General features: G+C 70.4%; 12 protein-coding genes. 3 read left to right on the top strand and 9 right to left on the bottom strand.

The window, feature by feature from the left end; translation table 11 throughout:
• Positions 1-27: 27 nt before the first annotated feature.
• The 9 genes from OHA11_RS46795 to OHA11_RS46755 form a co-directional block, all read right to left on the bottom strand.
• Entirely contained in the window at positions 28-1,203 is a 1,176-nt protein-coding gene (locus OHA11_RS46795) for an aromatic ring-hydroxylating dioxygenase subunit alpha (protein WP_266508585.1), read from the bottom strand.
• Positions 1,200-2,081: a proline iminopeptidase-family hydrolase gene (locus OHA11_RS46790; protein WP_266508582.1), complete on the bottom strand. Its 882-nt coding sequence runs from the start codon at positions 2,079-2,081 to the stop codon at positions 1,200-1,202. Before OHA11_RS46790 ends, OHA11_RS46795 begins: the two co-directional genes overlap by 4 nt.
• Complete coding sequence (locus tag OHA11_RS46785; RefSeq protein ID WP_266508579.1) at positions 2,071-3,339, bottom strand: Xaa-Pro peptidase family protein; 1,269 nt, start codon at positions 3,337-3,339, stop codon at positions 2,071-2,073. Before OHA11_RS46785 ends, OHA11_RS46790 begins: the two co-directional genes overlap by 11 nt.
• Complete coding sequence (locus OHA11_RS46780) at positions 3,336-5,213, bottom strand: ABC transporter ATP-binding protein (protein WP_266508577.1); 1,878 nt, start codon at positions 5,211-5,213, stop codon at positions 3,336-3,338. Before OHA11_RS46780 ends, OHA11_RS46785 begins: the two co-directional genes overlap by 4 nt.
• The gene (locus tag OHA11_RS46775; RefSeq protein WP_266508576.1) at positions 5,210-6,067 is read right to left on the bottom strand and encodes an ABC transporter permease; all 858 of its coding nucleotides are present in this window, start codon (positions 6,065-6,067) and stop codon (positions 5,210-5,212) included. The genes OHA11_RS46780 and OHA11_RS46775 overlap by 4 nt, the downstream gene beginning before the upstream one ends.
• Complete coding sequence (locus tag OHA11_RS46770; protein ID WP_266508574.1) at positions 6,064-7,101, bottom strand: ABC transporter permease; 1,038 nt, start codon at positions 7,099-7,101, stop codon at positions 6,064-6,066. Before OHA11_RS46770 ends, OHA11_RS46775 begins: the two co-directional genes overlap by 4 nt.
• On the bottom strand, positions 7,098-8,726 hold the full coding sequence (locus OHA11_RS46765; protein WP_266508573.1) for an ABC transporter substrate-binding protein: 1,629 nt from the start codon (positions 8,724-8,726) through the stop codon (positions 7,098-7,100). The genes OHA11_RS46770 and OHA11_RS46765 overlap by 4 nt, the downstream gene beginning before the upstream one ends.
• Before the next feature lie 206 nt (positions 8,727-8,932).
• Positions 8,933-9,829, bottom strand: coding sequence for an RNA polymerase sigma-70 factor (locus tag OHA11_RS46760; protein ID WP_266508571.1), 897 nt, complete (start codon positions 9,827-9,829; stop codon positions 8,933-8,935).
• A 190-nt stretch (positions 9,830-10,019) separates the two neighbouring features.
• Positions 10,020-11,219, bottom strand: a complete 1,200-nt coding sequence (locus OHA11_RS46755; protein WP_266508570.1) for an NAD(P)/FAD-dependent oxidoreductase — start codon at positions 11,217-11,219, stop codon at positions 10,020-10,022.
• 138 nt (positions 11,220-11,357) lie between these two features.
• On the opposite strand from OHA11_RS46755, the gene OHA11_RS46750 reads away from it, so the two are divergent.
• From OHA11_RS46750 to OHA11_RS46740, 3 genes are read left to right on the top strand one after another with little or no spacing between them, the layout of a single operon-like run.
• Positions 11,358-11,519: a hypothetical protein gene (locus OHA11_RS46750; RefSeq protein WP_266508569.1), complete on the top strand. Its 162-nt coding sequence runs from the start codon at positions 11,358-11,360 to the stop codon at positions 11,517-11,519.
• A complete protein-coding gene (locus OHA11_RS46745; protein ID WP_266508567.1) occupies positions 11,516-11,953 on the top strand; it encodes a hypothetical protein in 438 nt (145 codons plus the stop codon). The genes OHA11_RS46750 and OHA11_RS46745 overlap by 4 nt, the downstream gene beginning before the upstream one ends.
• The gene (locus OHA11_RS46740) at positions 11,954-12,400 is read left to right on the top strand and encodes a transketolase C-terminal domain-containing protein (RefSeq protein ID WP_266508566.1); all 447 of its coding nucleotides are present in this window, start codon (positions 11,954-11,956) and stop codon (positions 12,398-12,400) included.
• Positions 12,401-12,418: the final 18 nt, after the last annotated feature.

The raw sequence follows: 12,418 nt of genomic DNA, 5'->3' as shown, positions 1-12,418 counted from the left end.
CGTGTGCGTGGTGCCGGTGGTGGGCGGTCAGAGGGGGTTTCCGGCGTCGAGCAGGACGGCGTAGGAACGGTAGAAGTCGATGACGGACTGCTCGTCGTTCGAGAGCGGGCCCGGCACGTAGGTGCGGGATCTCACTCCGAGTTGGGCGCGCTCGCACAGGGCCCAGTCCTGGAGGTTGGTCTCGTGCCACACCTTGATCAGCGTGTCGACGTCGTAGTCCGCGCCCTCCTGCGCGTCGGCCCGTACGAGCCAGCTCATCCGGATCTCCGTGCGGTCGATCGCGAGGGGCCGCTCGGCGAGCACCACGGCGTAGTCCGGGCAGGCGACGAGCGCGAAGGACGGCTTGAGGTGGATCGCCGCGGTGTACGGAGCGTGGCCGTCGGCGAAGTCGCCCAGGGGTTTGCGGGACGCGTACCCGCCGTCGAGGGTGAGCGACAGCGCGCCGGAGCGCATCGGGAACCGTCCGTGCTGCACGCGCCGGTCGGCGCTGGCCACCAGCTCGGCCTCCCGGTAGTCGTCCTGGTTCAGCCCGCCGACGTCGAAGGTCTTGAGCAGCTCGGGGTGGTTGGCGTTGCAGTGGTAGCACTCCTGGGCGTTCTCCCACACGATCTTCCAGTTCGCCGCGACCTCGTAGGTGATCGTGTGCGCGATCCGGGTGCCGGCGATGTCGAAGGTGCGCATCAGGTCGGCGCCGGTGCCGAGGAGGTCGGCCAGGCTCTGGGCCGGGGAGTCGCCCAGGTTCACGAACACCAGCCCGTGCCAGACCTCGACCTGCGCGGTGGGCAGCGGATGCGCGGCGGGATTGAAGCCGTCCGGCATCCGCGGCGCGCCCTGGAGGCTCCCGTCGAGGCGGTACGTCCACTGGTGGTAGGGGCACACGAAGCGCCGGGCGACCCCGCAGCCGGCGTCCACCAGCCGGGCCCCGCGGTGGCGGCACACGTTGGAGAACGCGGCCAGCGTGCCGCCACGGGTGCGGGTGACGACGACGCTCTCGCTGCCGCTCTCCACGGTCACGTACTGGCCGGGCTCGGCGAGTTGGGACTCGTGGCCGGCCAGGAGCCAGCTGCGCTGGAAGATCCGGGTGAGTTCCTCGGCGTACAGCTCGTCGGACAGGTAGAGCTCGCGCGGGACGCCCTCGCCGCGGTCGATGTGTTCGCGCACGATGCGGCTGTACCGGAGCGCGGGTTCGGTGGTGGTGGTCATGACTGTTCGTCCCATCCGTCGAGGAACGCCCGGACGATCGCCAGGTAGGCGGGTTCGTTGCGTGCGTGGAACATGGTGTGACCGTTGTTGTTCATGGTCAGCCACTCGCTGCCGGGGATGCGTTCGGCCAGTACGCGGTTGGTCTCGGCCGAGGACATGTCGTCGCCGCCGTGGACGATCAGCGTCGGGGCGGTGATCTCGGGGAGGCGGGGTTCGACGTCCCAGTCGCGCAGGGCGCCGGTGGCGAACCACAGTCGGTCGCCCCACAGCCCGTGTCCGGCGGGCCCGGGATCCAGCGCCTCCTGCATCTCCTCGCGCGCCGCGTCGACGTCGACGTCGGTGCCGTAGCACGCGAGCCACACTTCCACGGCCGTTCGGAAGGCCGGGGCGTCGTGGTCGCCGAGCGCGTCGGCGGTCACGGCGGCCGAGGCGTGCGTCTCGGGGAGGACGTCGGCGAGTTGGGCGAGCGACCCGAGGGTGACCCGGGCCGTGCTTGCCGCCGTGTTGGACAGCACGAGGCGGCCGACGTGTTCGGGGTGGTCCAGGGCGTACTGGAGGGCGAGCATCCCGCCCCAGGAGTGGCCGAGGAGGTCCACCCGCTCGGCCGCGCAGTGCCGGCGGACCGCGTCGACGTCGGCCACGGCCCGCGCGAGGCTCCACTCGTACTCCGGTGGAGGTACGTCCGAGGCTCCGGTGCCGAGCTGGTCGAAGGTCGCCACGGTGCGGTCGGGGCCGGACAGCCGGTGCAGGGGCTCCAGATAGCCGCCGCCGGAGCCGCCGGGCCCGCCGTGCAGTCCGATGAGCACCCGGCCGCCGTCGCCGGAGCGGGTGCAGTGGAGCTTGAACCCCTCGTCGGTCAGAACGGATTCAGCGCGCATCGCCCACCACCAGCGTCTCCCTCGGGACCGACGACAGGAATCTCGGCCCGGTCTCCTCGAACACGACCGTGTCGACCACGGCGACGAAGGCGCAGCTCTCGAAGTTGGTCACCAGGCCAGCCTCGATCACGTCCTCGATCTCCCCGTCCTCGATGTCCCAGCAGAACTCGCCCACCCAGTCGGGCATGAAGGACACCCCCAGCTCATAACCTCCGGCCCAGCCGTCGGCCGCACCGGACTCGGCGAAGTAGACGCGCAGCGCGCGGTGCAGTTCACGGAAGGGCAGTCCGACCCGTGCCGTGGACAGCACGACGTCGTACGCGCCCGCGGCGATCTCGGTCAGCCGGGTGAGTGCCTTGGGCGGCTCGCCCATCGAGAACGGCCGGGTCAGGCGGGCGTGGTAGCGGTCGACGGCAGCTGCCGCATCGGGGTGGAACAACTCCCCCGGGCCGATGGGCCGTCGGCTGCTCAGTCCGTGCAGGACCGGCATCGGCGGTCCCGCCGCGACGGTCTCGTGCATGGCTGTCGGCTCGCCGCCTGCCGCGATCACCCCGGTCATCAGCTGGTTCCACGCCTCCAACTCCGTCATGCCCGGGCGGGCGTTGGCGTACAGGTGCCGGACTCCGGCGTCGCAGGCGGCCTGGGCCCGCTCGATGACGGCGATCTCCGCCGGGGACTTGATCCGGCGTACGCCTCGCACGGCCGCGGAGGCGTCGACCACCGTGGCTCCGCGGGCCGTGAGCGCGGAGGCGACGACCTGGGCGACGGCGGGGTTGGGGACGCTGCTCCAACTCTCCACGCCGATACGGCCGTACGGCCTGCCAGACGCGGACGGTGTGCGTGGTCCGGACAGTTCGGCCGTGAGGACGTGGACAAAGTCGGTGACCGTCGGCTCCCCCGCGGTCCCCTCGACCCCGATGAACTCGTCGACGCACGAGGTGAGTCGGACGAGTTGTTCGTGATAGGCGGGCTCGATCAGCACGGTCCGGTCGTCGTCGGCCCTGACGACCGTGCAGTGCACCGGCGGGAAGCGGGTCGAGGAGTGCTGGCGGTACCAGCGGTTGGTGTAGCCGTGCAGCCAGCACATCGCGTCCGGTGCGGTGAGGAGAAGCACGTCGATCCGGTCCGCGGCCATCCGCTCCCGCAGACGGGTCAGCCGGTCGCGGTACTCGGCCTCGGCGAAGGGGAGTTGGCGCTCTCGGCGGGCCAACTCGGCTTCCTGTTCCCGGATATAGGCCTCGACGCCGGTGGTGTTCATCGAGCGGCCTCCGTGGGCAGGTCTTCCCGGGGCGGCCCGGCGAGGGTCGGGGCAGCGACCACCAGCCGTTGTGTGTAGGGGTGTTCGGGTGCGCGCAGAACGCGTTCGGTGGGGCCGGTCTCGCAGATCCGACCGCCTTCGAGGACCAGGACCCGGTCCGCCACGCCGGAGACCACGCCCAGGTCGTGGGTGATGAACAGCAGCGCGACGCCGAGGTCGTCGCGGAGTTCGGCCAGGGCCTCCAGGATCGCCGCCTGTACGGAGACGTCCAGCGCCGAGGTCACCTCGTCGCACACCAGCACGTCCGGACGGGCCGCGAGGGCACGCGCGATGGCGACCCGCTGCCGTTCGCCGCCGGACAGCTGGCTCGGGTAGCGGTCGGCGAGTCGGGGTGAGAGCTGGACGCGTTCGAGGAGCGAGCCGACCTCCGCCCGCGCCTCCGCGACCGACAGGCCGCGCAGTACGTGTCCCGGTCGTGCGAGGTCCTCGCCGATACGGCGGCGGGGGTTGAGCGACTGGTAGGGGTTCTGGAATACGTACTGGATTCCGCGTCGTTGCGCGGCGCTGCGCTTGCGGATGCGGGCGGGCAGTGGCGCGTCGCCCAGCTGGACGCTGCCGCCGTCCGGCAGGTGCAGGCCGACCAGGCAGCGGGCGATCGTGGTCTTCCCGCTGCCCGACTCCCCCACCAGCGCGAGGCATTCGCCCCGCCGTACGTCGAACGAGATGTCCTCCGCGACGACGACGGTCCCGCCCCGCCCCTTGTGCGTGGCCCGCAACCCTCGCACCTGGAGCGCGGGCTCGGCGGTCACCTCGGCGTGTTCGCGGAGGACGCCGACCACGGCCGGTGGAGTCAACTCCCAGCGAGGGCAGCGGACTTGATGCGGTAGTTCGTCCAGGATCTCGGAGGTTTCCTGGATCTCCGAGGTCTTCAGGATGTCCGAGGTTTCCAAGGTCTCCACGGTCTCCAGGACGGGTGGCGTGGTGTGGCAGTCGTCGGTCGACTGCGGGCAGCGGGGGGCGAACGCACAGCCGTCCGGGCGTTCCTCGACACCGGGTGCCGAGCCGGCCATCGGGACCAGGCGGGCGGGACGGCGATGGTCGGGGATGGACTGCAGGAGGCCGCGGGTGTAAGGGTGCCGGGGCCGTTCCATGAGGGTCGCGGTCGGGCCCTGCTCGACGATGCGTCCCGCGTACATCACGGCGACCCGGTCGGCGATCTGGGAGACGACCGCGAGATCGTGCGACACGTAGACCAGGGAGGCGCCGCGTTCGGCCCGCAGTCGCTTGATCTCGTCCAGCACGCTCTGCTGGGTGAGGACGTCGAGGCCGGTGGTCGGCTCGTCCATCACGATGACCGGCGGCTCGCAGGCCAGCGAGGTGGCGATCGTGACGCGCTGCTGCTGTCCGCCGGAAAGCTGGTGGGGCAGCCGACGGCCGAACTCCGTGGTCGCGGGCAGGTCCACGGACCCGAGCAGTTCGCGTACGGCGGCCGGTGCGGGCTCGCGGTGCCGCCGCAGTACGTCCGCGACCGAGTCGGCGATCCGCAGCGAGGGGTTGAGCGCCTGCCCGGCGTCCTGGGGGACGTATGAGATCAACTTGCCGCGGATGTCCCGGCGTTCGGTCCGGGACAGGCCGAGGAGTTGTCGGCCGGCGACGCGGACGCTGCCGTCGGCTATGTGTGCTCCGCGCTGGGCGTAGCCGAGCAGGGCCAGGGCCGTGGTCGTCTTTCCGCTGCCGGACTCGCCGACGATGCCCAGGATCTCGCCCCGGCCCAGTGTCAGGTCCACTCCGTCGACGATCGGCGTTCCGGAGGTGAGGGCGATCCGCAGGCCGCTGACCTCAAGGAGCGGGGTGGTGTCGGTTGTGTCGGTCATTCGGTGCCTCCCGCGAGGGCGTCGCCGAGCAGGTTGATCGCCAGTGTCAGGGCGCCCAGCAGGGCCGCGGCGACGAGCATCGACGAGGGGTTGAGGGCGATGCCGCCGCGGTTCTCGGAGACCATCAACCCCCAGTCGGCGGCGGGGGGTTGGAGGCCGAGTCCGAGGAAGTTGACGCCCGCGATCAGCAGCACCGACCAGCTGAACCGGAGACCGGCGTCGGCGGCGACCGGGCGCGCGATGTTCGGCAGGATCTCGCGCCCGAGCACCGAGAACGTTCCCTCGCCGCGGGCGACGGCCGCCTCGACGTAGCCGCGTACGGACTGCTCCAGTGCGGCCGAGCGGACGATCCGCACGATGGGCGGCAGTTGGATGAGCGCGGTGGCGATCACCACTCCGGTGATCCCGCGCCCGAAGGCGGTCGCCAGCAGCAGCAGGAAGACCAGCGCCGGGAACGACAGCAGGACGTCGGTCAGGCGCATCAGGACCGGTTCGAGCCAGGAGCGGCTGTACCCGGCCAGCAGCCCGAGGGTCAGTCCGGCCGCGTAGGCGGCGAGCGTGGCGACACCCGCGTACAGGACGACGCTGAGTCCGCCGCTGAGCACCCGCGACAGTACGTCCCGGCCGAGGAAGTCCAGTCCCAGCGGGTGCCCGGCGCTCGGCTGGGCGAAGGGGATGCCCACCGTCCGGTCCGGTGCGTACGGGGTGCACAGGGGGCCGAGCACGGTGACGGCGAGGACCAGGACGAGGAGGGCGAGGCCGATCCGGCCCGAGAGGGACTTCGGGGTGCGTCGGCGCAGGACCGCGCCGAGCACAACCCTTCGTGAGGAGTCGTTCTTCAGGGGGGCGCTCATGACGTGCCACCTGTTCTCAGCTTCGGTACGACGGCCATGACCAGCAGGTCGGCGGCGATGGTGACGACCACGTAGCACGTGGCGAGGAGCATGGTCACGGACTGGACTTCGAGGTTGTCGTGGACGGTCACGGCGTCGACGAGTTCCTTGCCGATCCCCGGATAGCCGAACAGTTCCTCGACGATGAGCAGTCCGCCGACGAGGTACTGGGCGATGAGTGCGAATACCTGGATGCTCGGCGCGAGTGCGTTGCGCAGGGCGTAGCGGCGCACGACGCGGCGCTCGGGTATTCCGTTGAGGCGGGCGACGGCGACCGTGTCGGCCACCAGCGCCTCCTGCATGCCGGCCCGGATCATGCGGGTGGCCGGTCCCACCGTCACCCCGATCAGCGTCAGTACGGGCAGTACGAGGGTCTCGGGTGTCGCGAAGGGACTCGCTCCCGGCGCGACGAACGACACCGGTGGCAGGACGTCGAGCCAGGTGAAGAACACCGCGAGCAGCACGGTGCCGAGGACGAACTCGGGCAGCGCCGCCGGCACCAGGGTCACGGTCGTGACGAGGTGGTCCAGCCAGCGGCCCGCCCGCAGGGCCGTGACCACGCCCAGCACCAGGGCGAGCACCAGGACCGGCACGAAGACCGTGGCCGCCAGGACCAGGGAGTTGCCCAGCTTGCCGCTGATCTGGTCCCAGACTCCGACCCGGCCGCCCGCCGCGTATCCGGCGGCGGTGTTGCCGAGGTCGCCGTGGAGCAGTCCGCCGAGCCACTTTCCGTACTGGACGACGAGCGGCTGGTCGAGTCCCATCTGGTGCCGCAGCGCGGCCACCGCGTCCGGCGTCGCCTGCTTGCCGAGGATCGCGCTCGCCGCGTCGCCGGGCAGGACGGAGGTCGCGAGGAACACCAGGACGGACAGGACGAAGAGGGTGAGGATGCCGCCGGCCACCCGGCGCAGGGCGACGCGGGCCGGCGGATGCCGGGAGCCGAAGGACGAGGAGGCGACTGTGGGTGCGGCCGTGGGTGCCGTGGTGGCGGTCATGACGCGAAGTACGCTTCGTTGAGCCCGGTCGGCAGACCGAGGTTCTGGTAGCGGTTCGGGGTCAGGCCGCCGACCCGGTTCGAGACCGCGTCGAGGTTGTCGACGTTGCCCCACCAGACGTAGCCCCCGCTGTCGTACTGCTGACGCTGTACGGCGGCCCAGGCGGCCCGGGCGGCGGCCGCGTCGGGCGAGGCGACGGCCGTGGCGACGAGTTCGTCGGTGCGGCGGTCGGACCAGTGGGTCTCGTTGTAGGGGCCCTTGGAGACCAGGCTCGCGTTGTAGACGTCGCCCAAGGTCGTCATCCCCTGCCACAGTGTCTGTGCGAACGGCATCTTCAGGTAGTCGCGGGTCGGGTCGAAGTACGACGTCGGGTCGACCGGGGAGATGGTGACGTCGACCCCTGCGTCCTTGGCCTGCTGCTGGAAGAGCGTGGCGGCCTCGACCATCCCCGGTACGACGCTCGACGTCTGCAGCTTCAGGGGCAGGCCCCTGCCGTGCCCGGCCTCGGCGAGCAGGGCCTTCGCCTTCGCGAGGTCCCGGGTACGTTGTGGGAGGGTGCCGTCGTAGTACGTGAGTCCCTTGCCGTACAGGTCGTTGCCGACCGTGCCGAAGCCGAGCAGACAGACGTCGACGAGTTGTTCGCGGTCGACGATCAGCCGTATCGCCCGGCGCACCCTGACGTCGTCGAACGGTGGTTTGTCCGTCGCCATGTAGAAGGCCTGGGCGGTCACGCCGGGGCTTCTGATCAGCCGGACGTCGCCGACGAGCTGGGACTTGGCCTGGGTGAAGGGCACCTGGGCCATGACGTCGGTCTGGCCCGACAGCAACGCGTTGAGCCGGGCGAAGTCGTCCTTCACGGACAGGAACACCAGCTCGTCGAGGTACGGCTTCCCGGGGTCCCAGTAGGCCGGGTTGCGTTTGCAGACGGCCTGCTGTCCGGGGTCGAGGGAGACGAAGGTGAAGGGCCCGGTGCCCACCGGCCTGGTGAAGTCCTCGGCGCCCCGCTGCACGATCGAGCCGGTGGCGAGGCTGTAGGGGAAGAGCAGGTTGGGGTTCTTCAGCGGGATGACGATGGTGTACGGCCCTGCCGTGGACACCTTGTCGAGGTCGACGTCGGCGACGTTGAGGGCGAGCCCGTTGCCGGGTTTGGCCATCCAGTTCAGCGTGTACTGGACGTCGGCGGCGGTGAAGTCCTTGCCGTCGTGCCAGGTGACGCCCTTGCGCAGCCGGAACGTCCACACGGAGGCGGTGGAGTCGGAGGTCCATGACGTCGCGAGCATCGGCCGCAGCCGACCGTCGGGACCCATGGTCAGCAGCGGATCGAACACGGCGCAGCTCATCGCTGTGTTGATCAGGGCGTTCGCGCCGAGGGAGGGGTCGAAGGACTCCCCCTTGCCCGCCCCGACCATGCCGACCCGCAGCCGGCCACCGCGGCGCGGCGGGCCGGTCGGCCCGGCCGACGCGGCGACCGGCTGCCGCCCGCAGGCCGAGAGCGGGACCCCGCCGGCCAGGAGCATCCCGGCCGCGGCGGCGCCACGGAGGACGGTGCGCCGGGAGGCGGGTCGAGCGGATCGACCGGAGAGGAGTGTTGTGCCGGAGAGGGCTGTTGTGACTGGACCTGTCATCGTGACTCCCACGTACGACGCCGGGCCGCAGTACGGAGCGTGGCCGGACATGCGGTGAACACCCTGCGGTCTGCGGATTCAGCTTGCAGGCAGTGTGGCACCACAACGGGAGGCAGGCATTCAACAGGTGATGCGCAATTCGGCGAAGCCGCGCATCAGGTGTTGTGTGACGTCTCATCCAGTCGATTCATCGCAGGGTGAGCAGGTCATCGCAGGGTGAGCGGGGTCTCGGATTCGACACGGGACAGTTTGGCCGGGTTGCGGACGTAGTAGATGCCGGTGATGCGGGCGTCCTCGACACGGATCGCCATGATGCCGTCGATCTCGCCGTCCAGGCGTACGAGGAGTGCAGGGCTGCCGTTGACCACGGTGGGCGCGACGGAGATCGGGAGGTCGTTCCTGCCGAGACCGCCGGCCATGAAGCGGGCCACCTTCTCGGCGCCGGTGATCGGCCGCAGCGCCGCGTGCTTGATGCCGCCACCGTCGCTGACCAGCACGACGTCCGGGGCGAGCACCTCCAGGAGGCTCTGCGGGTCCCCGGTTTCGAGTACGCGCCGGAACGACTCCAGGGCCGCCCGGGTCTCGCTCGGGGAGACCACCTGGCGAGGGCGGCGGGCGTCCACGTGCAGGCGGGCGCGGTGGGCGATCTGGCGCACCGCGGCGGGGCTCTTGTCGACGGCGGCCGCAATCTCGTCGTAGCCGACGTCGAAGGCCTCGCGCAGTACGAAGACGACGCGCTCGGTCGGCGACAGCGTCTCCAGGACGAGCATCAGCGCCATCGACAGACTCTCGGCGAGCTCGACGTCCTGGGCGACGTCCGGCGCGGTGAGCATCGGCTCGGGGAGCCAGGGGCCGACATACGCCTCCTTGCGGCGTTTCATGGCGCGCAGCCGGTTGAGCGCCTGCCGGGTCGTGATCCGAACCAGATAGGCGCGCTGGTCACGCACCTTTCCCAGATCGACCTCGACCCACCGCAGCCAGGTTTCCTGGAGGATGTCTTCGGCATCGGCCGCGGATCCGAGCATCTCGTAGGCGACGGTGAAGAGCAGGTTGCGGTGAGCGAGGAAGGTCTCGGTCGCCGGGTCAGTGGCGTGGTCGCTCATGTCTCGCCCCTCTTCCTTCGTGGCCGCCCCTTCGCGGCAGGCTCTGGTTGCCGGTGGCCTTCGGGCGCGTACCCACGGCCTGGTCCTTCCCTCGGTAGCTGTTCCATCGGTAGCTGTTCCATCGGTCCGCCGCTCCATCGGTAGCCGTTCGGTCTGACCCACCTGCACCACCACTGCCACGCATGCCTGGCTAGGCCACCGGTTCGGCGGGGACCGGCGCCTCGCCGCGCTTGGCGTCCAGCAGTTGGCGGCGCTTGTCGTCCTTGGCCCACCAGGTGCGCGTACCTGGCTTGCGTGCCTCGTACGCCAGCTGCCAGATGGTGCTCCTGCACACGAACTCCTTGAGCTTCGCGCCGGGTCGGCCGCCGAGGTAGTACCGGTTGGGGACGTCGTTCCTGTGGGCGAACTGGAAGATGCCGACGCCACGGCCCAGGCTGATGCACTGGCCGGCGAATCCCACGCTGACGGGCGCGGGCCGCTCACCCGCGATCCGGCTGAGCACTGTCTCGGCGGCCTGCGGGCCCAGCTGGACCGCGGCCTGACACCCCATCCGGAACGGCAGATCCGATGGCGCCGCCGAATCCCCGGCCGCGACGATGCGCACGTCGTCCACGCTCGTCAGCGTCTCGTCCGTCAGCAGGCGGCCTGACGCGTCGGTGCTCAGCCCGCTGCGCACGGCCAGGTCCGGCACGCCGAATCCAGCGGTCCAGATCGTCACCTCGCTCGGCAGCTCACGGCCGTCGCCGAGCCGTACGGCATCGCGGGTCACCGCCGTCACCTTCGCACCGGGGCCTTCGAGCACGGTCACACCGAGCGCGGCCAGCCGTTTGGCGACCGAGTACCGCCCCCGAGGGTGCAGGTACGGGCCAAGTACCCCGCCGCAGACCAGAGTTACGGTGCGGCCAAGCTCCGCCAGCTCGGCGGCGGTCTCGATGCCGCTCGGACCGGCTCCGACAACCGTCACCGCGGCGGTGGCGGTCGCGGTGTCGAGCACCGGCCGCAGCCGCTCCGCCTCCTCCAGGTCGGCAATCGGGTAGGCGAACTCCGCCGCTCCGGGTACGCGCTGCTCGGCGCTGCCACTGCCCACCGCGTAGATCAGGTAGTCGTAGCCGACCGTGCCGCCGGTCGCCAACGCCACGCCGCGCTCGGCCGCGTCGATCCGTGTCACGGTGTCGACCACCAGCCGGACGCCCTCGGCCAGGACCTTGCGGTAGTCGACGACCGCGTCGTGGGACCCGCCCACCAGTTGATGCAGGCGGAGCCGCTCGACGAAGGCGGGACGCGGGTTGATCAGCGTCACGGTCACGTCATCGCGCTGCGTCAGGCGATTGGCCGCCATGACGCCGGCGTATCCGCCGCCGATGACGACCACATCGGTGTTCCCAGTCATGATGTCTCCTTCGTTTCCAGGCGTTCGACCTCAAGACACCGGGCCACCGATGGTTGTGACAGCGCGTGAGCCAGATCACCCCGCAGGCGACCGGCGATCGGCGATCGGCGACACAGTTCTGGCGTCAATACTTGCCGGATGCATGAAGTGAGGCTGTCCGACGGGTTCACCACTCTGTCCCCGCTGCGCCTGGACGACGTGGCGGCGCATCTCGCGGGAGAGGACGAACCGCTCGTTCGCTGGCTCAACGGCGGTCCGGGCACACGCGAGGGCGTCGAAGCGTACTTCCGGCACTGTTGACCAATCTGCTGGCCGCGGACCGGCAGGTCGTGGTGCTGGACGCCGACCTTTCGCGCAGCAGCGGGTCCGCAGTTCTGCGGGACCGCTGGCCGGACCGTTTCGTGACCACCGGAATCGCCGAGCAGAACACCATGGGCGTGGCGGCTGGCATGGCGCTGGTGGGCCTGCGCCCGGTGGTGCACACCTTCGCCGCCTTCGCGTCAATGCGCGCCTGTGAGCAGATCCGGATCTCCATCGCCTACCAGGTTCTGAACGTCACCATCTGCGCGAGCAAGGGAGTGCTGGGCGCGTCGTACTCCGGGCCCACCCACCATGCCACCGAGGATTTGACGATCATGCGGGCCATCCCGGGTATGACAGTGGTCGCGCCCCGCGACTTCCGGGACCTGCAGAGGCTGCTCCCGGAGCTGGTGAGTCCGGATGCGCCAGTCTAGGTGCGGATCCCGCCGGAGTCCGAGTCTGACGATGTCGGCGGTTCGTCGGCCCGGCTCAGTGGCCTGCTACGGCAGGCTGGCGGCGAGGTAGCCCTGGCCTTCACAGGGACCATGACCGGAATCGTGCGGGCCGCCGCGAACGGACTTGCCGAGCGCGGAGTCAGCACCTCGATCGCCTACTTCCCTACAGTGAAGCCGCTTGACCAGAAACTACTGGCGAGGTGCATTGGCCGTAGTCGCCTGATCGTGACAGTGGAGGAGCACAGCACGATCGGCGGCTTCGGTTCGGCGGTCGCCGAGCAGATGGCGGCCCGACCCACAGTGCCACTCCTGCGGGTGGGGGTCGATGATCAGTTCTGCTGCGCCGCCGGGAGCTACCGGGAGCTACTGGACCGCTGCGGCATCTCGGCGCAGGAGATCGTGCGACGTGTGCTGGAGCACCGCTAGTGTCCTGCGCCAGTAGTT

The organism is Streptomyces sp. NBC_00878 (assembly GCF_026341515.1).
Classification (GTDB): domain Bacteria; phylum Actinomycetota; class Actinomycetes; order Streptomycetales; family Streptomycetaceae; genus Streptomyces.
Note: the sequence above shows the minus strand (reverse complement) of the source record. Positions and strands in the feature narration are given on the sequence as shown.

Bases quoted from the DNA above. Each gene is read 5' to 3' on its own strand.
- OHA11_RS46750 (WP_266508569.1), top strand. From the start codon at position 11,358: ATGCATGAAGTGAGGCTGTCCGACGGGTTCACCACTCTGTCCCCGCTG.
- OHA11_RS46765 (WP_266508573.1), bottom strand. From the start codon at position 8,726: ATGACAGGTCCAGTCACAACAGCCCTCTCCGGCACAACACTCCTCTCC.
- OHA11_RS46775 (WP_266508576.1), bottom strand. From the start codon at position 6,067: ATGAGCGCCCCCCTGAAGAACGACTCCTCACGAAGGGTTGTGCTCGGC.
- OHA11_RS46785 (WP_266508579.1), bottom strand. From the start codon at position 3,339: ATGAACACCACCGGCGTCGAGGCCTATATCCGGGAACAGGAAGCCGAG.
- OHA11_RS46770 (WP_266508574.1), bottom strand. From the start codon at position 7,101: ATGACCGCCACCACGGCACCCACGGCCGCACCCACAGTCGCCTCCTCG.
- OHA11_RS46780 (WP_266508577.1), bottom strand. From the start codon at position 5,213: ATGACCGACACAACCGACACCACCCCGCTCCTTGAGGTCAGCGGCCTG.
- OHA11_RS46760 (WP_266508571.1), bottom strand. From the start codon at position 9,829: ATGAGCGACCACGCCACTGACCCGGCGACCGAGACCTTCCTCGCTCAC.
- OHA11_RS46795 (WP_266508585.1), bottom strand. From the start codon at position 1,203: ATGACCACCACCACCGAACCCGCGCTCCGGTACAGCCGCATCGTGCGC.
- OHA11_RS46790 (WP_266508582.1), bottom strand. From the start codon at position 2,081: ATGCGCGCTGAATCCGTTCTGACCGACGAGGGGTTCAAGCTCCACTGC.
- OHA11_RS46755 (WP_266508570.1), bottom strand. From the start codon at position 11,219: ATGACTGGGAACACCGATGTGGTCGTCATCGGCGGCGGATACGCCGGC.